The organism is Lacisediminihabitans changchengi (assembly GCF_016634425.1).
In the GTDB taxonomy this organism is placed as follows: Bacteria; Actinomycetota; Actinomycetes; order Actinomycetales; family Microbacteriaceae; genus Lacisediminihabitans; species Lacisediminihabitans changchengi.
Genome location: NZ_JAEPES010000001.1, coordinates 388,460 through 412,416, shown reverse-complemented (window position 1 = coordinate 412,416; position 23,957 = coordinate 388,460). Strand labels below are relative to the sequence as shown.

At 66.9% G+C, this 23,957-nt stretch carries 20 protein-coding genes and 1 tRNA gene; 15 read left to right on the top strand and 6 right to left on the bottom strand.

The genetic code is table 11. The annotated features are described in order from the left end of the window. Positions 1-9: 9 nt before the first annotated feature. The gene (locus IV501_RS02000; RefSeq protein ID WP_200554729.1) at positions 10-1,503 is read left to right on the top strand and encodes a sensor histidine kinase; all 1,494 of its coding nucleotides are present in this window, start codon (positions 10-12) and stop codon (positions 1,501-1,503) included. A 204-nt stretch (positions 1,504-1,707) separates the two neighbouring features. Here the strand turns inward: IV501_RS02000 and IV501_RS01995 are convergent, their stop codons facing one another. After that, positions 1,708-1,956, bottom strand: a complete 249-nt coding sequence (locus IV501_RS01995) for a WhiB family transcriptional regulator (RefSeq protein WP_200554728.1) — start codon at positions 1,954-1,956, stop codon at positions 1,708-1,710. 193 nt (positions 1,957-2,149) lie between these two features. Between IV501_RS01995 and IV501_RS01990 the strand changes: the two genes are divergently transcribed. Further along, complete coding sequence (locus tag IV501_RS01990; protein ID WP_200554727.1) at positions 2,150-2,566, top strand: hypothetical protein; 417 nt, start codon at positions 2,150-2,152, stop codon at positions 2,564-2,566. Between the two features lie 42 nt (positions 2,567-2,608). On the opposite strand, the gene bcp is transcribed toward IV501_RS01990, so the two are convergent. Beyond that, positions 2,609-3,085, bottom strand: a complete 477-nt coding sequence (gene bcp, locus IV501_RS01985; protein ID WP_372430733.1) for a thioredoxin-dependent thiol peroxidase — start codon at positions 3,083-3,085, stop codon at positions 2,609-2,611. Positions 3,086-3,222: 137 nt separating this feature from the next. Here bcp and IV501_RS01980 point away from each other — a divergent pair. From IV501_RS01980 to IV501_RS01965, 4 genes are all read left to right on the top strand, one after another. Then, a tRNA-Lys gene (locus IV501_RS01980) sits at positions 3,223-3,298 on the top strand. Between the two features lie 407 nt (positions 3,299-3,705). Continuing rightward, positions 3,706-6,498 carry a helix-turn-helix transcriptional regulator gene (locus tag IV501_RS01975; protein WP_200554726.1) on the top strand — a complete coding sequence of 931 codons (2,793 nt, stop codon included), beginning with the start codon at positions 3,706-3,708 and terminating at the stop codon, positions 6,496-6,498. 178 nt (positions 6,499-6,676) lie between these two features. Further along, on the top strand, positions 6,677-7,792 hold the full coding sequence (locus tag IV501_RS01970; RefSeq protein WP_200554725.1) for an NAD-dependent formate dehydrogenase: 1,116 nt from the start codon (positions 6,677-6,679) through the stop codon (positions 7,790-7,792). A gap of 4 nt (positions 7,793-7,796) precedes the next feature. Then, entirely contained in the window at positions 7,797-8,438 is a 642-nt protein-coding gene (locus IV501_RS01965; protein WP_200554724.1) for a TMEM175 family protein, read from the top strand. Positions 8,439-8,833: 395 nt separating this feature from the next. Here the strand turns inward: IV501_RS01965 and IV501_RS01960 are convergent, their stop codons facing one another. Both IV501_RS01960 and IV501_RS01955 read right to left on the bottom strand, forming a co-directional pair. Next, entirely contained in the window at positions 8,834-9,385 is a 552-nt protein-coding gene (locus IV501_RS01960) for a hypothetical protein (protein ID WP_200554723.1), read from the bottom strand. 169 nt (positions 9,386-9,554) lie between these two features. Further along, positions 9,555-11,102, bottom strand: a complete 1,548-nt coding sequence (locus IV501_RS01955) for an amino acid permease (protein WP_200554722.1) — start codon at positions 11,100-11,102, stop codon at positions 9,555-9,557. A gap of 190 nt (positions 11,103-11,292) precedes the next feature. Between IV501_RS01955 and IV501_RS01950 the strand changes: the two genes are divergently transcribed. The 5 genes from IV501_RS01950 to IV501_RS01930 are packed head-to-tail and all read left to right on the top strand — an operon-like array spanning position 11,293 to position 16,354. Further along, positions 11,293-12,660, top strand: coding sequence for a glutamine synthetase family protein (locus IV501_RS01950; protein ID WP_200554721.1), 1,368 nt, complete (start codon positions 11,293-11,295; stop codon positions 12,658-12,660). Between the two features lie 43 nt (positions 12,661-12,703). Next, positions 12,704-13,426 (top strand): gamma-glutamyl-gamma-aminobutyrate hydrolase family protein, encoded by a 723-nt coding sequence (locus IV501_RS01945; RefSeq protein WP_200554720.1) that lies wholly within the window; start codon positions 12,704-12,706, stop codon positions 13,424-13,426. Then, entirely contained in the window at positions 13,423-14,793 is a 1,371-nt protein-coding gene (locus tag IV501_RS01940) for an aldehyde dehydrogenase family protein (RefSeq protein ID WP_200554719.1), read from the top strand. The genes IV501_RS01945 and IV501_RS01940 overlap by 4 nt, the downstream gene beginning before the upstream one ends. 31 nt (positions 14,794-14,824) lie before the next feature. After that, the gene (locus tag IV501_RS01935; RefSeq protein ID WP_200554718.1) at positions 14,825-15,613 is read left to right on the top strand and encodes a 3-oxoacyl-ACP reductase; all 789 of its coding nucleotides are present in this window, start codon (positions 14,825-14,827) and stop codon (positions 15,611-15,613) included. Positions 15,614-15,622: 9 nt separating this feature from the next. After that, positions 15,623-16,354 (top strand): FadR/GntR family transcriptional regulator, encoded by a 732-nt coding sequence (locus tag IV501_RS01930; RefSeq protein WP_307812134.1) that lies wholly within the window; start codon positions 15,623-15,625, stop codon positions 16,352-16,354. Positions 16,355-16,380: 26 nt separating this feature from the next. Here the strand turns inward: IV501_RS01930 and IV501_RS01925 are convergent, their stop codons facing one another. Further along, positions 16,381-17,007: a hypothetical protein gene (locus IV501_RS01925; protein WP_200554717.1), complete on the bottom strand. Its 627-nt coding sequence runs from the start codon at positions 17,005-17,007 to the stop codon at positions 16,381-16,383. 4 nt (positions 17,008-17,011) lie between these two features. Beyond that, the gene (locus IV501_RS01920) at positions 17,012-17,203 is read right to left on the bottom strand and encodes a hypothetical protein (protein WP_200554716.1); all 192 of its coding nucleotides are present in this window, start codon (positions 17,201-17,203) and stop codon (positions 17,012-17,014) included. Between the two features lie 101 nt (positions 17,204-17,304). Here IV501_RS01920 and IV501_RS01915 point away from each other — a divergent pair, with 101 nt between their 5' ends. The 4 genes from IV501_RS01915 to IV501_RS01900 all read left to right on the top strand — a co-directional run bounded on the left by IV501_RS01915 (position 17,305) and on the right by IV501_RS01900 (position 23,953). After that, entirely contained in the window at positions 17,305-18,459 is a 1,155-nt protein-coding gene (locus tag IV501_RS01915) for an SLC13 family permease (RefSeq protein WP_200554715.1), read from the top strand. Between the two features lie 108 nt (positions 18,460-18,567). Then, complete coding sequence (locus IV501_RS01910) at positions 18,568-19,152, top strand: TetR/AcrR family transcriptional regulator (protein ID WP_200554714.1); 585 nt, start codon at positions 18,568-18,570, stop codon at positions 19,150-19,152. Positions 19,153-19,166: 14 nt separating this feature from the next. Next, positions 19,167-22,109, top strand: coding sequence for an MMPL family transporter (locus IV501_RS01905; RefSeq protein ID WP_200554713.1), 2,943 nt, complete (start codon positions 19,167-19,169; stop codon positions 22,107-22,109). Continuing rightward, the gene (locus tag IV501_RS01900; RefSeq protein ID WP_200554712.1) at positions 22,106-23,953 is read left to right on the top strand and encodes a YhgE/Pip family protein; all 1,848 of its coding nucleotides are present in this window, start codon (positions 22,106-22,108) and stop codon (positions 23,951-23,953) included. Before IV501_RS01905 ends, IV501_RS01900 begins: the two co-directional genes overlap by 4 nt. Positions 23,954-23,957: the final 4 nt, after the last annotated feature.

Here is a 23,957-nt window from a genome sequence, read left to right as displayed (position 1 = left end):
ACTTGCCGTGTGTCGACCCTCTCCGATCTCGTACTCGCGCAGGGCCGGTCCGATGAGGCCGATATCGAATGGCTCCACCTCCTCGTCGGAGACTGGCAGCTGCTGGCCGACCTCGCTTTCGCCGACATCGTGCTGTGGGTGCCCACCCAAGACGGCAGCTTCGTCGCCGTGGCGCATGCCCGTCCGTCGAGCTCGGCGACGCTGTTCTACCGCGACTTCGTCGGCCAAAACATCAAGCCGGAATGGCTCGGCCAGGTCACTGCGGCCTTCGACTCGGCGCAGATCATCGACTCGGCCGCACCGGACTGGTACGAGGAGACCCCGACCCGCGTGCGCGCTGTTCCGGTGCTCCGCCGGTTGTCGGTCACCGGCGCCCAGACCACCGATTTCCCGATCGCCGTCATCACCCGCCACACCAATCTCAGCGAGGCCCGCAGCCCGAGCCGCCAGGAGCTGACCTTTAACGAGTGCGCGAACGATCTCTTCGCGATGATTTGCGCCGGCGACTTCCCCGACCTGGGGGCGCCGACCGGCCCGCGCCGCGGTGCGCCCCGCGCTAACGACGGACTGCTGCGGTTGGATGTCGACGGCATCGTCACCTTCGCCAGCCCCAACGGTCTGTCGGCCTTCAATCGCATGGGCTTCGCCGGCGAACTCGAGGGGGAGTCCCTCGCCGAGGTGACGACCGCACTGCTCAGCGGCAAGCTCATCATCGACGAGTCGCTGCCGCTGGTCGTTACCGGCCGTGCCCCCTGGCGCACCGACATCGAGGCTCGCGGCGTCACGGTCTCCCTGCGTGCCATCCCCATCCGGGATCGCGGCGAGCGGATCGGTGCGATGGTGCTGTGTCGGGATGTCACGGAACTCCGTCATCAGGAGCGCGAGCTCATCACCAAGGATGCGACCATCCGCGAGATCCACCACCGGGTGAAGAACAACCTGCAGACGGTGGCGTCATTGCTGCGCATCCAGGCGCGACGGTCGCACTCCGATGAGGCGCGCGAGTCGCTCAACCAGGCGATGCGGCGCGTTGCGGCCATCGCGGTCGTGCACGACACCCTCAGCGAGGGTCTCAACCAGAACGTCGACTTCGATGTGGTGTTCGACCGCGTGCTCAAGCTGATCGCCGAGGTCGCGTCCACCCATGGAACGAAGGCGCATCCGATCTTCACCGGGAGTTTCGGGGTGTTGCCGAGCGAGTATGCGACCCCGCTGTCACTGGCCCTCACCGAGCTCGTCACGAACGCGGTGGAGCACGGCCTCGCAGGTCGGGAGGGCATCGTGGAGATCATCGCGGAGCGCTCGGCGGAAACGCTGATGGTGACGGTGCGCGACAACGGCTCGGGCTTACCAGAGGGCAAGGTCGGTTCGGGTCTCGGCACTCAGATCGTGCGCACGCTCATCCAGGGCGAGCTGGGCGGAACCATCGATTGGCACACCATGGTGGGGGACGGCACCGAGGTGACCATCGACATCCCGCTTGCTTGGCTCACGAAGCTCTAGCGAGTTTCTTCCCCGTCCAGCCCCACCGCGCCCGGCCCCACCGCGTCCCGCCCGACCACGTCCCGCCCCACCCCGTCCGAAATGCAGGCCCGACGCAACGAATGCCGGTGTGTCGGTGACGACACACCGGCATCCGGTGAAATCTGCCTGCATTTCGGAACTGGAATGCGGCGGTGCTCGCTCGGCGAGCGGTGGTGAGAAGTTCTAGGAGGCGCGACGGGCGCGGGCTGCGCGGCGCTTGAGTGCGCGACGCTCGTCTTCACTCAGGCCACCCCACACTCCGGAGTCTTGGCTGGTCTCGAGAGCGTACTGAAGGCACATCTCGGTGACGCTGCAGCGCCCACAGACAGATTTGGCCTTGTCGATCTGGTCTACTGCCGGGCCGGTGTTGCCGACCGGGAAGAAAAGTTCTGGGTCGGCCGTGAGGCAAGCGGCTTTGTCGCGCCAATCCATGTGTGGTGCTCCTTATTGTGTTGCGAACACAGAGAAAAAGGGATCTCTGTGCAGGGGTCATCGACCGAAAATTCGGGTGGGGGGACTTTGGAGGGAATTTCGGGATGCTGCCACGGCCCTGTAGCGCAAATCAACCTCACATAGACTCGCATATTGGTTGTAGCAAATCAATAGTCGATCGAGGTAACTAGCTGTGAGTGAACCGAATGTGCGGCGTCGTCCGGCGTTGCTGATCCTTCTCGCGGCCCTGATTTACCTAGAGTCGGCCGCCCTCGCGGTGATCAGCGTCGTGCTGCTGATCGACCTTCTTACCCAGCGCCCCGACTCCTACGCGAGTGGGGTCGCCATCCTGATTCTCGCGCTCCTGGCGACAGCCTGGTTGGCTGTGATGGCTACCCATGCGCTGCTTGGGCGGGCCTGGATCCGCGGCGGCACGGTCACCTGGCAGGTGCTGCAGATCGCGATCGGCATCGGCAGCTTCGGCGGGCTGTTCTCGCGCCCCGACATCGGCTGGGTGCTGATCATCCCGGCCGTCGTCGTTCTGGTGCTGCTGTTCACCCCGACGGTGATTCGCGCGACGAAGCGGCCGGAATCGCCCGCAGACGAGTGATCTGGACGCCGTGAACCGGATGCTCGCGGGAGTCGGGTCTGCTCAGGAATCGATGCCGAGCCTCTTGCGCAGTGACGCGACGTGTCCGGTTGCCTTGACGTTGTACAGCGGGAGCACGATGGTGCCGTCTTCGACGACGAAGGTAGAGCGGATGGTTCCGGTCACGGTCTTGCCATAGAGCGACTTCTCTCCGTAGGCGCCGTATGCCGTGTGCACCGCAAGGTCGGGATCGCTGAGCAGCGGGAAGTTGAGGCCCTGCTCGTCGCGGAACTTCTTTAGCGCGGGCAGCTCGTCTTTCGAGACGCCGAGCACCTGGTAGCCGGCCGACTTCAGCGAGTTGATGTTGTCGCGAAAATCGCAGGCCTCGGTCGTGCACCCCGGGGTGCTCGCGGCGGGATAGAAGTAGACGATCGTCTTGTGTCCGGCGAAGTCGGCGAGCGAGACATCCGTTCCGTCCTGGTCCTTCAGGGTGAAGGTCGGTGCGGTCTCTCCCGCGGTGAGTCTGGTGTTTTCCGACATGTTCTCTCCCTTGTGCGCCGGGTGCGCCTCGGCCTCGATTCTAGGCAGCGCTGACGCCCGCCACGATTTGGCAGAGCACCCGGGGACCCTGCTATAGTCGATCTTCGGTTCGGGGAGTGATTCCTGGTCCAAAACTCGCACCTCTAGCTCAATTGGCAGAGCAACTGACTCTTAATCAGTGGGTTCCCGGTTCAAGTCCGGGGGGGTGCACCACAGAAGCCCGGACTGCTCGCAGTCCGGGTTTTTTCGTTCCCGGGAGAACTCCGAATTCGGCGGGCAGCTCCTCTACACGCTGGTCGGCGTGAGCCAGCTGGCGGCGTCGGAACATAGCCCTAGGAGGGATATCGGTCCGAGCTCGTGATCTGCAATCTCGGAACGTTCTCGGGCCGGTCGAACGAGATTCCGCTGCTATAGCTACACCGAAACGTGTGCTGCTACCCCCGCAAATACGGGGATTGCGCGCGATGGGAGGGCCTCGTAGCGCAGCCGGTCGCCGGGAAATGAAGCTCTGACGACCGCTCACGAGAGACAGTCGGTTCGGAGGATTTCTTCAGCGGCGTCGGAACGACGAACCCATAATGGAAAACGAGGGTCACCGCAGCTCCTCACCGCTATGAGCCATGCCGTTTCACACCGACGGACCGGAGTACAGAGTGAAGCTGATCGGACGCGACGGCAGTCTCGCAGCCCTGGCCGCGGTCCTATCGGGGTCGACCCCGCAACGGGCGCTTCTCGTGCGGGGTGAGCCGGGGGTGGGCAAGACCGCACTGTTGGATGCGACGGCAGCACGCGCTGATTCCGACGGGGCCGCCGTCTACCGCTGCGTCGGCGTGGAGACGGAAGCGGGCATCGAGCTGTCGGGCCTGCACCAGTTGCTCCGACCCGTGATCGAGCACACGGAATCTCTGCCCGCTCGCTCCCGTGCCGTGCTGCAGGACGCGTTCGACGGCGACTCCGGGGGAAGCGCGGGCAGATTCGCGCTGGCCAACGCGGTACTCGAACTCGTGTCATGTGCCAGCTTCACCCGCTCGCTCCTGCTCGTCGTCGACGATGTGCAGTGGATCGACGAGTCGAGCGTGCAGACCCTCGCCTTCGTGGCCCGGCGCATCGTGAACCCCCGCGTGAGCCTCATCGGGGGCGTCCGAACGGATGCCGGCCAGCACAGCGATGCGATCTGGGATCGTGCCGGCATCCCGCTCCTCGACATCGCGCCGCTGGGACCAGGGCACTCCGAAGAACTGCTCGCTCAGCGCGCCCTCGGGCTGTCAGATGTCGTACGTCGGCGAATCCTGCGGGAAGCGGTGGGCAATCCGCTGGCCCTCACCGAACTGCCAGAGACCTTCGCGTCGGATCGCGGGGACGACGATCGCATGGAGAACGGGCTGCTGCCGCTCACTCGACGGTTGGAGATCGTGTTCGCGGGCCGAGCCAATGCGCTCAGTTCCGGGGCGCGTGCTGTGGCGCTGCTGTGCGCCCTTGACCAGACCAGCTCGCTCGACACGGTGCAGCGGGCATCCGGCGAGGACTGGTGGTTTCCCGACCTGGTCGAGGCAGGCGAGGCGGGAATCCTGCGCATCAAGGATGGGCACATCTCCTTCCGGCATCCGCTCATCCGATCGGGCATAGTGCAGATGGCGACGGAGGAGCAGTTGCGTCGCGCTCACGGCCGGCTCGCCGACGCCCTCAGCGATAATTTCGAGCTGTGGGCGCGGCATAGTGCCGCGGCGACGACGGGCCCGGATGCGACGGTCGCCGACGCGCTCGAACAGCTCGGGCGCCAATACGCGCGGCGAGGGGGCACGAGAACCAGCCTCCGCACCATGCTGCGTTCGATCGAGCTGACGGCCGACCAGCCCGCGCGGGAGCGTCGCCTCGCCTACGCCGCGCTGCTCGCGGCCGACTCCGATCGCGTGGAGCTGACCCATTCCCTGCTGAGCAGGCTGGAAGACACCGTCCCCCTGGATGATTTCGCCGGCGGCCTGGGCGACACCCTGGCGGGAGCGGTCACGGCCAAGGCGGGCATCCTGCTCCGCGTCGACGGCGACCTCCAGGGTGCGTACGACCTGCTGATGCAGGCTGCCCGGCGCCAGGCAGGGCCGGTCAGTGCCGAGGTCGACGCGCTACTCCATTTGCTGTTGATCGTCTGTCTCCGCGCCGAGCGCGAGGACATGTGGCAGGGTGTCGACCGACTGCTGGATGCCCTGGGCGAGCGGGTGCCCGCAGAGATCCGCAACACCCGGGACGGAATCAGCGACCCGGCCCGTCGCGCCCACGGCCTGGCCGAACGGCTCGCGATCGCCCTTCCCCGTCCCGGGAGTCTCGAACCGTGGCGGCTGGTCTGGGTCTATCGCGCCGGGTTGTTCATCGACGACCTCGGCGCACGGCGTCCTGCGCTTCGTTCCATCATCGAAGCGGAAGAGCTGAGCGGGTCATATGACAGCTATCTGCGCGCCCTCGGACTGGTCGTGGTGGACTGCATCGGGTCGGGGGAGTGGCAGTACGCGCGCTCGCTGGCGGAGCGCGGTCTTCAGACGGCGCTTCACCTCGACTTCGCTGAGATCGTGTCGGAGTTCCGGGTCTACCTGGCATTGCTCGACGCGGTCACCGGTCACATCGACAGCTCGCGGCAGAACATCGCGACGGTGCGGGCCTGGGCGGGGCCGCGGCGGATGATGCACCTAGAGTCCTGGGCGCTCTGGGCGGAGGCGCTCGGTTTTCTCGGCGAACACGACTATGACGCGGCCTTCATGGCCACCACCCGGATCAGCCCGGCGGGAGAGCTGCGGCGCTACCACCCACTGGCCCTGTCCACCTTCTTCGACACCGCGCTGGCCGCTCTGCACGCCGGAGACGAGGACGCGGCGCGCCGCCACCTTGCTGCCGCGCAGCAGGCCCGGGTGGGCGAAATCTCACCCAGACTCGGGTTTCAGGTCGCGGTCATCCGTGCGCTTCTGGCGCCAGCCCAGGATGCCGCGGCACTGTTCGACGCGGCCCTCGCAGATCGCGATGCCGAGCGCTGGCCGCTCGACTACGCCCGGGCGCAGCAGGAGTACGGCGAGTGGTTGCGTCGCGCGAAGCAGCGCACTGCTGCCCGATCGCACCTTCGCGTGGCCGCGGACGTGTTCGAGCGTCTCGGCGCTCAGGCCTGGCTGGCGGATGCGCGCAACTCCCTGCGACTTGTCGGCGTTCAGAATGCGCACTCGACCTCGCAGACCGCCGTGATGCTGACCGCGCAGGAACGACAGATCGCGACCCTCGCGGCCCAGGGCCGCAGCAATAAGGACATCGCGGCCCTGCTCTCGCTGTCGCCGCGCACCGTGTCGTCACACCTCTACAAGATCTTCCCCAAGCTCGGGATCTCTTCGCGAGCCGCCCTGCACTCCGCCCTCAGCGAGATGGTGTCGCAGGGCTGAGCGCGCCGGTTTAGTTCAGCGCCGGTCAAGTTCAGTCAGATGACCCTTTCTGCGGTCGTCGCTGAACGCCACTCTCGGTAGTGAGGGTCGGTGGTTCGGACCGGCTCTCGGAGGGCGGCCTTAAAGCCCGGCCGAACACCAGCCAACCCGTCCTCCGATCGTCGAAAGGACATGGTTCGTGGCCAAGGTCCTCGCCGTGCTGTACCCGGATCCCGCCTCCGGGTACCCGCCCGAATACGCGCGCGATGGCATCCCCGCAGTCGATGCGGTCGGCGACGTCTTGCTGACCCACGCGGACGCCCTGGACTTCGCCCCGGGCCAACTGCTCGGCTGCGTGTCGGGCGAGCTCGGACTGCGCCGGTTTCTGGAGGCAGCAGGGCACGAGTACGTGGTGGTTTCCGACGTCACCGGGGACAGGTCTGACTTCCTTCGTGAACTCCCCACCGCCGATGTCGTGGTGTCGCAGCCATCCTGGCCGATCCACCTCAGCGCCGCGCGGATCGCCGCTGCTCCCCGCCTGCAGCTGGCCGTGGTGGCCGGCGCCGGCACCGACGGAATCGATCTGGAAGCGGCCGCGCGACGCGGGATCACGGTGGCCGAAACCTCCGCCACGGCGACCGTGAGTATCGCCGAACACGCGGTGATGCTCATGTTGACGATGGCCCACGACTTCCTCGCCGCCCACGCCTGCGTCACCGACGGGGGGTGGGACATCGCCGGGAGCGTCGAGCGTTCCTACGATCTACAGGGAATGCGGGTGGGGGTGGTCGGGGCCGGCGCGGTGGGTCTCGCCGTGCTGCACCGCCTCGCCGGCTTCGGTGTCGGCCTGCACTACAGTGATCCGGTGCGGCTGCGCCCGCAGCTCGAGACCGAGCTGGCGCTCACCTATGTTCCGGATGTCGCAGCTCTCGTGCGATCGGTGGACATCCTGTCTATCCACGCCCCGCTGACCCCCGAGACCTACCACTTGGTCGATGAGGCGATGATCGAGTCGATGCCGCGCGGCTCGTATGTGGTGAACCTGGCGCGAGCGGAGTTGGTCGAGCGTGACGCGATCGTGAGGGCGCTGTCCTCCGGTCGGCTCGCTGGCTACGGCGGCGACGCCTGGTACCCCGAGCCGCCCCCGATCACGCACCCGTGGCGGAGTATGCGGCACGCCGCCATGACCCCGCACGTCGCGGGAGCGACCCTTCCGGCGCAAGCCCGTTCCGCCGCTGCGGTGCGGGAGATATTGGAGAGTTGGTTCGCGGGTGCTCCGATCCGCTCCGATTTCCTCGTAGTAAGCGGACGATAGGGCAATGACGAACATCGCGCTCACTCCCCGTGCTCATCGGTCGATCGGTCGGCTCACTGCTTTCAGCGACGGGGTCGTGTCGATCGCCGCCACGCTTCTCGTGCTTCCCCTGGTCGATACGGCGGTGAACGAGAACCTCACGAGCTTCTCCGAATTCTTCGCCAAGAACGGCAGCCAGGTGCTCGTGCTGACCCTCAGTTTTACGGTCATCCTGCGGTTCTGGCTCATTCACCACGCGCTGTTCGACGGTCTTGTCGCCTTCACTCCGCCGCTGTTCTGGGTGAACGCGCTCTGGCTGCTGAGCATCGTGTTCATTCCGTTTCCCACCCAGCTGATCGCCGGGAAAGCGTCGCAGAGTCCCACGATCGATGCGATCTACATCGGCACGATGTTCGTCACCAGCCTGTCGGGCCTGATGCTGAAGGTCATCATCTCCCGGCATCCGGAGATCCTCAGCGCCGACGCGGGGTCCACTACTGCGCTGGGGGCGTCCGTGGTCGCGGTCGTCACCATGGGTGTGGCGCTGGTGCTCGCCCTGGTTGTGCCGGGGGTGGGTCTCTGGGCGCTGCTGTTGCTCTTCGTCGACATCCCGATCCAGCGCGTGCTTGATCGTCGACATCGCCGCACACGCAGCATCGCTCCCTGACCACACGGCGCTGGGTCTCATGGATGGCTGCGCCATCGTGCTCGAACGCCCGCGGCCTTCGCCCGCGGCAGATCTGAGAAGAGCCCCCGAATTGGGGGCGACCGAGGGGCTTCGCGAATTACTTCACGGTGCTAACTTTGTCCCGGATAGCCGGGGGACTCAGTCTTCCGGGGGTCTCCTAGATCGTGATGGAAACGCGGGGGCGTGGAAATCCGAGTGGTTCTAGGTATGCCCTGGTTCGGGTACCGGGGTTAGAGACCCGATCGCCGCCACCTCTGCCAGGAGGGGGCGGCGATCAGTCCTCAACCAGCGCCATGAACACCGGCAGCGCCATGCACACGGGGCAGCGCACGGCCGACTTACTCGCGCCCTGCGGAGAAGTGTTACGGGGGTGGTTAGGCGACGAGCTGGCGGCGCTCAGTGGATGCTGCGGAGCTCTGCGCGCGCGCATCGGCGACCTGGGATGCTGCCGTCGGCTCGGCAGGCGGAGCGAAACGGCTGGCGACGACCGTGGCAACGCCCGCGGTGTCGACGGAGACGCTGGCTTCGGTCTCGGGGTTGACCGGCGCCGCGGTAACCGGCTCAGCGGGCACCGGCGCGATTGCGGCCGGAACGGTGGCGACGGGGACTGTGACCGGCGATGGGGCGGCGGGTGCCGCGGCAACCGCGGCTGCCAGCACCGCAGAAACCTGCTCGATCGGCGCGGAAACCGCACCGGGCGAGGCGAGCTTGGCCGCGACATCCCACGCGATGGTGTCGGCAACGGCCTGGGCGAAGAAGGTGTCGACCGCGCTGGAGTCGTGCGGGGTCACGGTGAACAGACCGCGCGGTCCGAAGGCGTGGATGAGGCGCGTCTGCACCAGTTCGTAGACGAGTTTCTGCACCTCATCGCGCTGCTCCAGGGTCAGCCCGCGGTCTCTGTTGCGTCTGCGCAGCGGGTTGATCACGGTCGGCCTTTCGACATGAGGAGCGGGGTATTCGCCTATTGTCGGTTACCGGCCCCCGAAATCCCGGTCGACACGCGACCCGACCAGCCACTTTCGCGGATAAATGCCGCGAACTGCAGCAGGGCCCACCGGCTCTTGCCTCCGGTGGGCCCAGCTGGGTCTATGGGAGTCAGGCCTTGCCGTCGAAGACCTCAGACTCCATCGCGTCGTAGCCCTCGATCTGCGGGTCGCCGTGCAAGCCACCGCTCAGCGCATACTCCTCCTCCGGCGAGAGCACGAGTCGTTTGCGACCTACCAGGGCGAAGATGACCAGTCCGACCACGAAGATCACCAGGAACGTGATCACCGCGAGCTGGAACGTGGCATTGAGCACGATGCCGAAGAACGCTCCGATCGCGATCACCCCGGCGGTGACCGCGCCAGCGACTCCGGTCGGGCTGGTGTACGGGCGGTTGGCGTTGGGGAACTTCCGGCGAAGCACGATGAACGAGATCATCTGCATCAGGTAGGAGATGACCGCACCGAAGACCGCGATGAAGAGGATGACGCCGGTGGCTGCGCCCGCGGCATCCGGGTTCACCGCGGGGATGATGAGCGCGACCACCAGCAGGATGACGAACCCGATCGCACCGCCGACCAGCAACGACACCCACGGCGTCTGGTGCTTGCGGCCGGTGAGCGAGAGGAATTTCGGGTAGTAACCGGCCCGGGAGAGCGAGTACATGTTGCGTCCGTAGGCGAACATGATGCCCTGGAGCGACGCGAGGAGACCGATCAGGGCGAAGAGCGCGAGCAGTGCGGCGACGCTGTCGGGAAGGAAGGCGCGGAATCCGGCCAGCAGCGGCTCGTCACCGTCGCCCGGGGAGACGGTGAGCGCTTTGGACCCGGTGACCGCGGGGTTGAGGAACAGAATCAGCAGGCCGAAGAAGGCCAGCGTGATGATTCCCCAGACGCCCGCCTTGGGGATGTCCTTGGCCGGGTTATTCGCCTCCTCCGCGGCGAGCGGCAGTTCTTCGATGCCGAGAAAGAACCAGATCGCGAACGGCAGGGAGAACAGGATGCCGATGCCGCCGAAGGGCAGGAAGTTCGAGTTGCCCTCGGTGGGCTTGATGTCGAGCAGTCGGGAGAAGTCGACGGCGCCGTTCGCGATCGAGAGCACCGCGAACAGCAGGATGACGCCCATCGAGATGATGGCCACGATGAGGGCGAAACGGAAGCCGACCGCAGCGCCGAGTGAGTTCAGGCCGATGAATACCGCGTACAGGATGATCCAGAGAATCCACCCGGGAACCTCCGCCCCGGTCAGATCGGTGATGATGCTGCCCAGATAGCTCGCCGAGAACAGCACGACCACCGCGGTGGTCACGACGTATTCGATCGACTCGGAGATGCCGGTGACGAACCCGCCCCACGGCCCCATCGCTGCGCGGGAGAACGAGTATGCGCCGCCGGTGTGCGGCATGGCCGCCGACATCTCGCCGATCGAGAAGATCATGGTGAAGTACATGACGATGATCACGATCGTCGCGATGAGTAGGCCGCCCCACCCGGTGGTGCCCAGCCCGACGTTCCACCCGGAGAAGTCGCCGGAGATGACTGCGGCGATGCCGATTCCCCAGATTCCCCAGAAGCCTGCCGTGCGTTTCAGGCTGCGCTTCTCGAAGTAGCCGTCGGCTGCCTTCGTGTAGGTGACGCCTGCCGTGGTGTTCTCTGCCATGCCGTTCCTCCTGGGAAAAAAGTTCTCGGGCGGTGGTGCGTGGTGCTGGAGCCGAGCATGGCCGCTATTGGTACTTAATGTCTACCTTTGGGTGTAAACATCCTGTTACTTTGTGCTTGCGGCACCGGCGTTCTCGCGTGATGTAATGGTCGGCATCCACCCACTTCGCTCGTCTCGTCAGGAGTAGCCCATGGCCGCACGCACTGGCATGTTGACCACCGATGAACTGAATACCCTGATCGATGCGGGGGAGATCGACACCGTCATCGTGGCCTTCACCGACATGCAGGGGCGGCTGGTGGGCAAGCGCGCCTCGGCGCGGCTGTTCCACGAGGAGATCTCGAGTCACGGAGCGGAGTGCTGCAACTACCTGCTCGCCGTCGACGTCGAGATGAACACGGTCGACGGCTACCGCATCTCGTCCTGGGAGACCGGTTACGGCGACATGGCGATGATGCCCGACCTATCGACGCTGCGGCTGGTTCCGTGGATTCCGGGCACCGCGCTGGTGATCGCCGATCTCACCTATCTCGACGAGACGCCCGTCGCTCCCTCTCCGCGCGCCATCCTGCAGCGGCAGATCGCCCGGCTGGCCGAGAAGGGTCTGGTGCCGTACGTCGGCACCGAACTCGAGTTCCTGGTGTTCGAGAACAGCTACCGGGAGGCCTGGGCGAAGGGCTACAGCGGGCTGACTCCGGCCAGTGATTACAACATCGACTACGCGTTGCTCGCCTCGACCCGCATGGAGCCGTTGCTGCGCGACATCCGGGTGTCGATGGAGGGAGCCGGCATGTACTGCGAGGGGGTGAAGGGGGAGTGCAACCTGGGCCAGCAAGAGATCGCGTTCCGTTACGAAGACGCACTCACCACCTGCGACAACCACTCGATCTACAAGAACGGCGCCAAGGAGATCGCCGACAAGCACGGCAAGTCACTGACCTTCATGGCCAAGTTCAACGAGAAGGAGGGCAACTCCTGCCACATCCACATCTCGTTCCGTGGCGCGGACGGCAGCGCGGTGTTCTCCGACCCGAGTGACGAACTCGGCATGTCGAAAATGTTCCGCCACTTCCTCGCCGGGCAACTGAAGACAATGCGAGAACTGAGCCTGTTCTTCGCCCCCAACATCAACTCGTACAAGCGTTACGTCGAGGGCAGCTTCGCCCCGACCGCCGTGGCGTGGGGTCTCGACAACCGCACCTGCTCGCTCCGAGTCGTCGGCAAGGGGTTCGGTATGCGCGTGGAGAACCGCGTGCCAGGCGGCGACGTCAACCAGTACCTGGCCACCGCTGCGCTGATCGCGGGCGGCCTTTACGGCATCGAGCACGAGCTGGAGCTCGAGCCGATGTTCGCGGGCAACGCCTACGACAGCGACCTGCCGCGCGTGCCGAGCACCCTGCGTGACGCCGCGGCCCTGTTCGGCGAATCCGAGATCGCCCGCGAGGCGTTCGGAGCAGACGTGGTGGACCACTATCTGAACAACGCCCGCATCGAGGTCCAGGCCTACGACGCGGCAATCACTGACTGGGAGCGGGTGCGCGGTTTTGAACGCCTTTAGAGATACGAGCGGACGGGCGCCCATCATCGGGGTCAGCACCTATATGGAGCGGTCGCAGACCGGGGTATGGGACGTTGTGGCGTCATTCCTTCCGAAGGTCTACATCGACGCGGTGACGAACGCCGGCGGCATCGCCGTGCTGCTGCCGCCGCAGCCGGTCGACGCCGAGATCGCCGCGCGCGTCGTTTCCGGGCTCGATGCCCTGGTCGTCGCCGGGGGAAAGGATGTCGACCCGGCCCTGTACGGACAGCACCGCCACCCGCTCACCGACGAGTCCCGCCCCGACCGCGACGCCTGGGAGGAAGCCCTGTTCACCGCGGCGATCGAGAGCGGCACGCCCTTCCTCGGTATCTGCCGCGGTCTGCAGATGCTCAACGTGACGCTCGGCGGCACGCTGCACCAGCACCTGCCCGAGGTCGTCGGCACCGAACGATACAGCGGCAAGGACGGAGTCTTCGCACTGAACGATGTGCACCTCGGCGAGCGCGGTCACGTTCCGGAGATCCTCGCCGACACCCCGACGCTGCCTGTGCTCTCCTATCACCACCAGGCGATCGACAGGGTGGCAGAGGGTCTGGTGGTGACCGCACGCTCCGACGACGGCACCGTGCAGGCGGTGGAAGTGCAGTCAGTGCCGTTCGGCATCGCCGTGCAGTGGCACCCGGAGCAGTCGCCCGAAGACGGTCGGCTGTTCGAGGCGCTGGTCGATGCTGCGCGCGTCTTTGCGAACACTTCGACAAGCTCAGTGACCGAGGTTTCCGCGTGACAGCCACCTCGATCGACCTCATCAACCCGGCCGACGAGACGCTGATCCGATCCATAGAGCACACCAGCGTCGAGGAGGTCGACGAGGCGGTGGCCAGGGCGGTCGCCGCACAGAAGCGCTGGGCTGCCCTGGCGCCCGCTGAACGTGCATCGACACTCCGTGCCTTCGCCGCCGTGGTGGATGGGGCGGTGGAGGAGCTCGCGCGGCTGGAGGTACTGAACTCCGGGCATCCGATCTCCCAGGCGCGCTGGGAGGCCGGACACGTACGCGATGTGCTCACCTACTATTCGGCGGCGCCGGAACGGATGCTCGGCAGCCAGATTCCGGTGGCCGGCGGTATCGACGTGACCTTCCTCGAACCGCTCGGCGTGGTCGGCGTGATCGTGCCGTGGAACTTTCCGATGACGATCGCGGCCTGGGGATTCGCCCCGGCGCTCGCCGCCGGCAACGCCGTGCTGCTCAAACCCGCCGAGTGGACGCCGCTGACCGCGCTGCGGCTCGGCGACCTCGCGCTCGCCGCAGGGCTGCCGGAGGGGCTGTTGCAGGTGCTGCCCGGCCGCGGCGACGTGGTCGGTGAGCGTCTGGTGTCCCACCCGCTCGTTCGCAAGATCGTCTTTACCGGCTCGACCGCGACCGGCAAGCGCGTGATGGCGGGCTGCGCCGCGAACGTGAAGGCGGTCACGCTGGAGCTCGGTGGCAAGAGCGCGAACGTGGTGTTTGCCGACGCCGACCTCGAGAAGGCCGCGGCGATGGCGCCGAGTGCGGTATTTGAGAACGCCGGACAGGACTGCTGCGCGCGGTCGCGCATCCTGGTCGAGCGCAGCGCGGTCAACCGCTTTCTCGAGCTGCTCGAGCCCGCCGTCAAGAAGGTCATGGTCGGAGCCCCGGGCGATGAGGCGACCGAGATGGGCCCGCTGGTCTCAGCCGCGCAGTTCGCCAAGGTCGCCTCCTACGTGCCCGACGACCGGCAGGTCGCGTTTCGCGGCAGTGCCCCGGATGGCCCGGGCTTCTGGTTCGCGCCGACGGTGCTGCTGCCCGGCTCGCGTGACGATCGCGTGGCGCGGGACGAGATCTTCGGCCCCGTCGTGAGTGTGCTCCCGTTCGATGACGAGGCCGATGCGATCGCGCTGGCCAACGACAGCGACTACGGGCTGAGCGGCTCGATCTGGACGCGTGACCTGGGGCGCGGCATCCGTGTATCCCGGGGCATCGAGAGCGGCAACCTGTCTGTCAACTCCAATTCGTCGGTGCGCTATTCGACGCCGTTCGGCGGTTTCAAGCAGTCCGGCCTCGGCCGGGAGCTCGGGCCGGATGCCGCTGCCGCCTTCACCGAGATCAAGAACGTCTTCCTCTCGGACGCCCCGTGACCGAGCCCAGCACCATCAGAAAGGCATCACCATGGCAGTGACCCCTATCGACCTCACTCAACGCTTGGCCGGCAAGGTCGCGGTCGTCACCGGAGGGGCGAGCGGCATCGGCCTCGCCACCGCCCGCCGGTTCGCCGCGGAGGGGGCGACCGTGGTGATCGGCGACTTCAACCCGGAGACCGGACTCGCGGCCGCGGCGGAGATCGGCGGTTTGTTCGTTCAGGTCGACGTCTCTGACGAGGACCAGGTCAACGCGCTCTTCGACACCACCAACGAGGTGTACGGCTCTGTCGACATCGCCTTCAACAACGCGGGCATCTCCCCGCCGGACGACGACTCGATCGAGACCACCGAGCTGCCCGCCTGGCAGAAGGTGCAGGACGTCAACCTGAAGTCGGTCTACCTGTGTTGCCGGGCGGCGCTGCGATACATGGTGCCGCAGCAGCGTGGGTCGATCATCAACACCGCATCCTTCGTAGCCGTTCTCGGCTCGGCCACCAGCCAGATCTCCTACACCGCGTCGAAGGGCGGAGTGCTCGCGATGAGCCGCGAGCTCGGCGTGCAGTTCGCCCGACAGGGCATCCGGGTCAACGCGCTGTGCCCCGGCCCGGTGAACACGCCCCTGCTGCAGGATTTATTCGCCAAAGACGAGGAGCGCGCTCAGCGGCGTCTGGTGCATGTTCCCGTCGGACGCTTCGGCGAGCCCGAGGAGATGGCAGCGGCCGTCGCCTTCCTCGCCAGTGACGACGCGTCGTTCATCACCGGCTCGACCTTCATGGTCGACGGGGGCATCGGCGCGGCCTACGTCACTCCGATCTAGGATCTTCAGGTGTCTGACCTGGCCGAGAGTGCGCTGTTCCGTCCCGTGCGGGCCGGAAACGCCTTCGAGGAGACCGTCGCCCGGTTGCTGCAGACCGTACGGCTGGGAATCGTCGCACCAGGCGAGGCGTTGCCCGCCGAACGTGACCTCGCCGCGCGATTCTCGGTCAGTCGGGATACCGTGCGGGAGGCCATCCGTTCTCTCACCGACGCCGGGTTTCTGGTCTCGCGGCGCGGCCGCTATGGCGGGACCTTCGTGGTCGACGTGCTGCCGTCCCGCGGCTCGGGCGCCAGGATCGAGGGGGTCGCGGATGCAGTGCCGTCCAGCCCGGAGGAGTTGGAGGATGCGCTTGCGTTGCGCGACATCCTCGAGGTAGGTGCGGCACGGGCCGCCGCGGCGCGGGCGTTATCTGCGACGGATCGCGAGGTGCTGTGGTCGCGATTGAAAGAGTCATCTGCCGCGTCGATTGAGGACTATCGGAGGCTCGACTCCCGGCTGCACCTGACCATCGGTGAGCTGGTGGGCGCCCCGTCGCTCGTCCCGCTGCTCGCCGACAACCGGATGCGCGTGAACGAGTTGCTCGAGGAAATCCCGTTGCTGCAGCCCAACCTCGAGCACTCGAACGAACAGCACGAGGCCATCGTGCTGGCGATTCTCACGGGCGACGTCGAGCGGGCCGCCGCCGCGATGCAGGAGCACCTGGACGGTTCCGCGGCCCTGCTGCGCGGCTTCCTGGCCTGAGCCGCATCCGGCGGGCGTACGCGGGGTTACGCCGTGGGCGGCGGGGTCTTGCGCACGCGGGGCTTCGCCGGCGCCTTCGCCGCGGGGGCGACGTCATCCGGTGTGGACACGGGCGGGGTTGTCGGCGCTTTAGCCGGCGACTTGGTAGCGGAAGCCCTCCCTGCAGGCTTCGTCGCGACTGCCGTGGTCGCGGTCGGCGTGGTCTCCGGGGTGCTGACGGCGCGAGTCGGGGTGACCTTGGTGACCGGGGCGGCGATAGGGGCAGCGACTGGGGCGACGGATGCCACGGGCTCACCGACCACGGGGGCCGCCGTCGCAGAACCGGAGGAGGAAGCGGGTGAAGCGGGAGCTGCGGGAGCGGCCGGCGGAGCCACCGAGCTGGCAGCGGGCTCAGCCGGAGCGGCGGGACCGGCCGGAGCGGCGGGACCGGCCGGAGCGGCGGGACCGGCCGGTGCTATGGAAGCACCCCGCGTCGCCGGAGCGTTCTTCGCAACGTAGAGCTGCGCGGCCTGGGTTCCGACGATGAGGAAGCGGATCAGCAGGAACAGCACCGCGATCACGGCGGCGAACACGAGCAGCCCGATGAACACGCTCAGGATGCCGCCGAAGATGCTGAACAGGTGGAAGGGAGCCGGAATCAGTGGATTGACCATGGGGTCAGTCTTCCAGTTCGTCGGCGTCCTGTGCCTGCTGAATGACGGTGCCGACGGCAATCGCCACGCTGAGTCCCCAGCTGACCCACATCAGGATCAGTCGCCAGTCTCTCGGACCTTTACGGGTCGTCTGCAGCACACCCCACCCTCCCACGACGGCGCTGAGCATGGTGCCGCTGAAGATGAATTTGCGCAACAGGTCCTCCTGGGTTCGGTCTGCACCACGCTACCCCGCACGCGCAAGCCCTGGCGGCCCGTACAGTGAACCGAGACCGGCGGAAGACCCGAAAGGATGCCGTGCGCACAGCAATCCTCGGAGCCGCCCTGATCGTGATCGGCGCCGTCGCCATCGCGGTGGGCATTCTGCCGGTTCCCGAGGCCTCGGCGCTCGGCGAACGGGTCTGGCCGATCCTGCTGTTCGTGGTCGCCATCACCGTGGTGACCGAACTCGCGGCCGAGGCCGGGCTGTTCCGGGTGATCGCCGAGCAGACGGCCCGCTGGGGTCGAGGCAGAGCGTGGTTGCTGTGGCTGCTCGTGCTGGTGCTCGCGGTGCTGAGCACGATCTTCCTCTCGCTCGACACCACCGCGGTGCTGCTCACCCCTGTCGTGGTGGTGCTCGCTCGCCACGTGGGGCTGTCACCCCTGCCGTTCGCGCTCACCACGGTGTGGATCGCGAACACGGCCTCCCTGCTGCTGCCGGTCTCGAATCTCACCAATCTGCTCGCCGAACACGAGATGGGATCACTCGGTCCGCTCGGGTTCGCGGGGCTGATGGCGCTGCCGGCGCTGATCGCGATCGTCGTGCCCGCGGTCATCCTGTTCATCGTCAGCCGAAAGAGTTTGCTTCAGCGGTACACCGCAGAGCAGCGCAGCGAGCCAGACGACCGCCTGGTGCTCGTGGCGAGCGCGATCGTGGTGGTGGCTCTGCTGCCGCTGCTCGTCTCGGGACTGCCGGTATGGATGCCGGCGCTCGCGGCGGCCATCGTGCTCGGCATCGTGTTCCTGGTGCGGCGTCGCGAGGTGCTGCGTCTCTCGCTCATTCCGTGGCAGCTCGTGGTTTTCGCGACCGGACTCTTCCTGGTCGTGGAGGCGGCGCATTCGCTGGGGCTGACTTCCCTGCTCGCGAGCGTGTCGGGTTCGGGAAGTGACCTCTTGAGCCTGTTGCGGCTGGCTGGCACCGGCGCGCTCGGGGCAAACGTGCTCGACAACCTGCCGGCCTACCTGGCTCTGGAACCGGTCGCGGGTAGCCCGGTGCGGTTGGCAGCGCTGTTGATCGGGGTGAATGCCGGCCCCCTGATCACGCCGTGGGCGTCGCTCGCGACCCTGCTTTGGCATCAGCGGTTGACGGCGCTTGGCGTGGAGATCTCCTGGCATCGCTACATAATGCTCGGGGCTATAGCAGCACCGCTCACGGTGGCTTCCGCGACCGTGGGGTTGTGGCTAAGCGCCTGACTCGTTTCGGTAACCAGTCCGCTGAAACCTGGGCGGGCGCTGGCAAGAGTCTGGCAAACTGACCGATCGGACAGTTTCTGACCGATCGGTCAGAATACCCTGGGCCTCATGTCGACCTCTTCCGATGACCTGCGTGCCATCGCGCTCGCCGAGTTCACCGTCTCCGGCTATGCAGCCACGTCGCTGCATCGCATCGCCGAGCTCGCCGGCCTCTCGAAATCCAGCGTGTTGTACCACTTCGCCTCCAAGGAGGTGCTGCTCGAAGCCGCGGTCGCTCCGGCGATCCACCGGATGGCCGAAATCCTCGACGAACTGGCCTCCGGCCCCTTTACTCCCGAGCGCCGGTCGGCCTTCCTCACCGAATTCGTGGACTTCATCCTGCAGTACCGCCGCGAGGTCAACCTCTTCATCAACCAGGGTCCGTCGCTGGTCGACGTGCCGGTTATCGATCGGGCGAATGAGCTCGTGATCACACTGGCGGAGTACTTCCAGGCGACCACCGGATCCGTCGAAGACAAGATGCGCTTCGGTATCGCTCTCGGCGGGGCCGCGTACACGCTCTGCTCACAAGACACGTTCGGGTACGACATCCCGATCACCGAAACCCGTGCCGCGCTCATCACGATCCTCAGCGAGTTGCTCGCACCGATCGCCACCGCACCGATTCCCACCGCACCTCTTTCCGCCGTCTGACCCAGGAGAACACCGTGGCAACTCTTCTCTACCGACTCGGTCGCTTCTCGTTCCGTCGCCCGTGGCTGATCATCGGCGTCTGGCTGCTGCTGGCCGTCGGCGTCATCGGCGGCGGCGTCGCCCTCGGCGGTCAGACTCAGGAGTCTTTCGCGATCCCCGGAACGGAGTCACAGGCAGCGCTCGATCGACTCGACGCCGTGTTCCCGTCGGTGGCCGGCGCCAGTGCGCAGGCCGTCGTCGAGGCTCCGGATGGGGCATCCGTCTCCGATCCCACCTACAAAGCAGCGATCACCGCGATGGACGACAAGATCGCCACGATCGACGGTGTCAGCTCGGTGCTCAGTCCGTTCTCCGAGTACGCCACCGGCGCGATCTCGAGCGACGGCCAGTACGCACGATCGCAGATCCAGTTGGACGGCACGGCCGCCGACGTGAAGCCCGCGACGCTCACCGAGCTGAAGGCGACCGCGAAGATCGGGGAGGATGCCGGTCTCACCGTCGCATTCGGAGGCCAGGTCTTCTCCGACAACTCCTTCGGCATCAGCATCACCGAGGTCATCGGCGTCGTATTCGCCGGCATCGTGCTGCTGATCACCTTCGGTTCGCTCATAGCCGCGGGCATGCCGCTGCTCAGCGCGCTGCTCGGCGTCGGCATCGTCACCGGTGGTATCAGCGTGATCAGCGCCTTCACCACGGTGTCGAGTTCGGCTCCGCTGCTCGCCCTGATGATCGGGTTGGCGGTCGGAATCGACTATTGCCTGTTCATCCTGTCCCGCCATCGAAATCAGCTCGCCCAGGGCGTCGACCCGGAGGAATCTGCCGCGACCGCGGTCGGTACGGCCGGAAGCGCCGTGGTGTTCGCCGGCGTGACGGTCATCATCGCCCTGCTCGGTCTGCTCGTGGTCGGCATCCCCTTCCTCAGCGTCATGGGCGTCGGTGCGGCGTTCGCGGTGCTCATCGCGATCGGCGTCGCCACCACCCTGGTGCCAGCGCTGCTCGGGTTGGCCAAGGGCCGCCTCGCGCCCAAGCCCGGTTCGCGCGCCTTCGCCCGTGCGAACGTGCACGATGAGGGAAGCAAGCCCACCCTCGGCCTGCGCTGGGTGCGGGGGGTGATGAAGCGACCGGTGCTCGCCCTGATCGCGGTCGTCGCCGTGCTCGGCGTGCTCGCCATTCCCGCGCTCTCGCTCGACCTGAGCCTGCCGGACGGCGCATCGGAGCCCAAGGGATCCACGCAGCGTCAGGCCTACGAGATGATCAAGGAGGGCTTCGGCGCCGGGTACAACGGTCCGCTCATCGTCGCCGTCGACATCACGCAGACCACCAATATCGAGAAGGATCTGGCCGGGATCGCCGACGACCTGAAGACCTTGCCTGACGTCGAGATGGTGAGCCAGGGCATCCCCGATGCGACCCTCGATACCGCGATCATCCAGGTCACCCCATCGAGCGCGCCGGACGCCCCCGCGACCAAGGCGCTGGTGCAGTCCATCCGCGACCTGCAGCCCAAGATCAAAGACTCCTACGACACCCCGATCTCGGTCACCGGCGCAACGGCGGTCGGGATCGACATCTCAAACCGGCTGAGCGGTGCGCTGCTGCCCTTCGGCGCGATCGTGGTCGGGCTCTCGATCATCCTGCTGATGATGGTGTTCAGGTCGGTGCTCGTGCCGATCAAGGCCGCCGTGGGCTTCCTGCTGTCGGTGCTCGCCTCGTTCGGGGTCGTCGTCGCCATCTTCCAGTGGGGGTGGTTTGCGGATGTCTTCAACGTCGAGAACCCCGGACCGATCCTGAGTTTCATGCCGATCCTGTTGATGGCCGTGCTGTTCGGCCTCGCCATGGACTACGAGGTGTTCCTCGTCTCCGGCATGCGTGAGGCCTACGTGCACAGCGGCAACGCCCGCGAGGCGGTGGGCAAAGGATTCGCCAATGGTGCGCGCGTGGTGACCGCCGCCGCGCTGATTATGTTCTTCGTCTTCATCGCGTTCGTGCCTGACGGCTCTGGCACGATCAAGCCGATCGCAATGGGCCTCGCCACCGGTGTGGCCTTCGACGCCTTCCTCGTGCGGATGACCCTGGTGCCCGCGGTGATGACCCTGCTGGGCAAAGCCGCGTGGTGGATGCCGAAGTGGCTGCAGAAGCTGCTGCCGAATATGGACATCGAGGGCGAGAACCTGCGCGAACACCGCGAGGCGGTGGGCTGGGCGCTCGACCAGCGCGGCTTGGCGATCAGCGCCGAAGCCCTCCGTGCCGGCACCGAGGAGTACGCGGTGCGGCCGCTCGACCTGGCCGTGGCGCCGGGCGGTCTGCTGCTGATCAGCGGAGAGACCACCGACCGCAGGCTGCTCACCGCGACTCTGGCCGGCCGACTCGATGTGCAGAGCGGACGCGCCCAGGTGGCGGGACATCCGCTTCCCTCCGAGGCCGGAGCGGTCTCGCGCCTGGTCGCGATGGCGGATGTCGCGGGGCTCGAGCGATCCGAGTCGACGCTGTCTCTCGGCCAGCTGCTGGAAGAGCGACTGCAGCTCACCCAACCCTGGTACCGCACGTTCACGATCGGCCCATTCGGCATGGGGCGACGGGTGCAGCGCTGGATCGCGCGCATCAACGCCGCCATGCTCGCGGTCGACCCGATGAGTATCGGGGTGACCGCGGCGACCACGCTCGACGCGCTCCCGCAGCGTGAACGTGCCGTCGCCCTGGCCGCGGTCGCGCTTGCCGAGGGAACGCCGGTGGTCGTGCTCGATCAGCTCGACACCTTCGCGGTCGAAGACGACGAGACCCAGTTCATCCGAACGGTCTGCCGCCTCGCCCGCACCGAGACGACGATCGTGCTGAGCACCCCCGTGCCGGTGCGAGTCGCCTCCCTCAGCACCAGCGATGGGCGCGCGCTCGTCGGTATCGACCTGTTCGAGAACGCGAGCAGCACCGGAGCAGCAACGACAGGAGCGACGCTGTGAGCCAGCAGACCCCGGCACCCGCCACCCGCAGCCGGTGGCTGCGCCGCATCGCGATCGGAGCGGTCGTACTCGTGCCGCTCGCCTTCGCCGGACTGTTCGTCGGCGCGCTGTCCCAGACCACCACCTCGATCGACCGCATCCCGGCCGCGGTGGTGAACGACGACACACTCGTCTACCAGACAGCGGCCGACGGCACCAAGACCCCGGTCTTCGCCGGGCGCCAGCTGGTGACCGAGCTCACCGGGGGCAAGGGCGGTTTCGACTGGACGATCTCCAACAAGGCGGATGCCGCCAAGGCACTCAAGAACGGCACAGTGGACGCCGTGCTCACCGTGCCCAAGGACTTCTCGTCGTCGATCCTGTCGCTGAGCTCGGCGAACCCGGTGAAGGGCGAGCTGTCGATTCACACCGATGACGCGCACAGCTACCTCACCGGAGCCGTCGCGCAGATCGTGGGCTCCAGCCTCACGAGCGCGTTCGGCAAGACCATCACCGAGCAGTACATCGCCGGCCTGTCCAGCGGCGTCGGCACCCTCGGAACCTCGTTGAGCAGCGCGGCGGATGGCGCGACCGGGCTCGCGAGCGGAGCTACCGATCTCAGCACCGGGCTCGCCTCGCTCGCCGACGGCGCGACCTCCGCGCAGTCGGGCGCCACGCAGCTGTCGAGCGGAGTGTCCAAGTACACCTCAGGGGCGGATGCCCTCAGCTCCGGTCTCGCCACGCTGAACTCGAACGCGGCGAACCTCACCCCGCTGAGTCAAGGCATTTCCGCGGCGTCGGCCGCCGTCGCCCAGTACTCGGCCGAGCTCTCGGCGGATCCGCAGGATCCGACCATCCCGCCCAAGCTGGCCGCGGCCTCGGCCCAACTCTCCGCGCTCGCCGCTCAGAACGCGCAGCTGTCCCCAGGGATCGCCTCCGGTGTGGCGCAAAGCGCCTCGGGTGCAGCCCGACTCTCCTCGGGTTCTGCGGCGCTGCGATCGGGGGCCAGCGGCCTCGCGACCGGGCTCGGCTCGCTCACTGGTGGGGCGACATCCGCTCAATCCGGAGCCACGCAGCTGAGCAGCGGAGCCACGCAGCTCGCCGATGGCCTGAAAGCCGGCGTCGCACAACTGCCGACGACGGATGCCGCCGCGGCGAAGAAGGCCGCGTCGGTGGCCGCCGACCCGATCGGAGTGACGGTCATTCGCCAGAATCAGATCAAGGACATCGGGCAGGTCATCGCGACCTTCTTCGTGCCGCTCGGGCTGTGGATCGGGGCTCTTGCCGTGTTCCTGGTGTTACGCCCGCTCACGCGCCGTGCTCTCGGATCCACCGCCGGCAACGGACGGCTGGTGGTGTCGACCATCGCCCGCGCATCGGTCGTGACCGTCGGCCAGGCCCTGTTGCTCACGGCGCTGGTGCACTTCGCCGTCGGGGTGTCGTGGGCGTCGCTGCCCGCGGTACTCGCGTTCTCGGTGCTGATGGCGCTCGCGTTCACCGCGTTCCACTACCTACTCACTATCGGACTCGGCCGGGCCGGACTGGTCGTGTCGCTGTTCCTGCTGGCAGTGCAGATCACCTCGACCGGCGGTCTCTATCCGGTGCAACTGCTGGCGACACCGTTCCAGGTGATCAGCCCGTTCCTGCCGCTGACGTATGGCGTGCAGGGCATGCAGGGGATCATCGCCGGCGGCGACGTCGGTCCTGTCGTGCAGTCGGCACTGGTGTTGCTCGCGTTCGGGATCGGCTCTGTTCTGGTGTCGATGCTCGCGATCCGCCGCACCCGGCGGGCCGGGGCGCTGGGGCTGACGCCGGTGATCGCGCCGCGGGCGCGGTTGCGGGCGGCGACCGCGCTCGTCCGCTGACCGC

Bases quoted from the DNA above. Each gene is read 5' to 3' on its own strand.
- IV501_RS01995 (WP_200554728.1), bottom strand. From the start codon at position 1,956: ATGGATTGGCGCGACAAAGCCGCTTGCCTCACGGCCGACCCAGAACTT.
- bcp (WP_372430733.1), bottom strand. From the start codon at position 3,085: ATGTCGGAAAACACCAGACTCACCGCGGGAGAGACCGCACCGACCTTC.
- IV501_RS01975 (WP_200554726.1), top strand. From the start codon at position 3,706: ATGCCGTTTCACACCGACGGACCGGAGTACAGAGTGAAGCTGATCGGA.
- IV501_RS01965 (WP_200554724.1), top strand. From the start codon at position 7,797: ATGACGAACATCGCGCTCACTCCCCGTGCTCATCGGTCGATCGGTCGG.
- IV501_RS01955 (WP_200554722.1), bottom strand. From the start codon at position 11,102: ATGGCAGAGAACACCACGGCAGGCGTCACCTACACGAAGGCAGCCGAC.
- IV501_RS01950 (WP_200554721.1), top strand. From the start codon at position 11,293: ATGGCCGCACGCACTGGCATGTTGACCACCGATGAACTGAATACCCTG.
- IV501_RS01945 (WP_200554720.1), top strand. From the start codon at position 12,704: ATGGAGCGGTCGCAGACCGGGGTATGGGACGTTGTGGCGTCATTCCTT.
- IV501_RS01935 (WP_200554718.1), top strand. From the start codon at position 14,825: ATGGCAGTGACCCCTATCGACCTCACTCAACGCTTGGCCGGCAAGGTC.
- IV501_RS01925 (WP_200554717.1), bottom strand. From the start codon at position 17,007: ATGGTCAATCCACTGATTCCGGCTCCCTTCCACCTGTTCAGCATCTTC.
- IV501_RS01910 (WP_200554714.1), top strand. From the start codon at position 18,568: ATGTCGACCTCTTCCGATGACCTGCGTGCCATCGCGCTCGCCGAGTTC.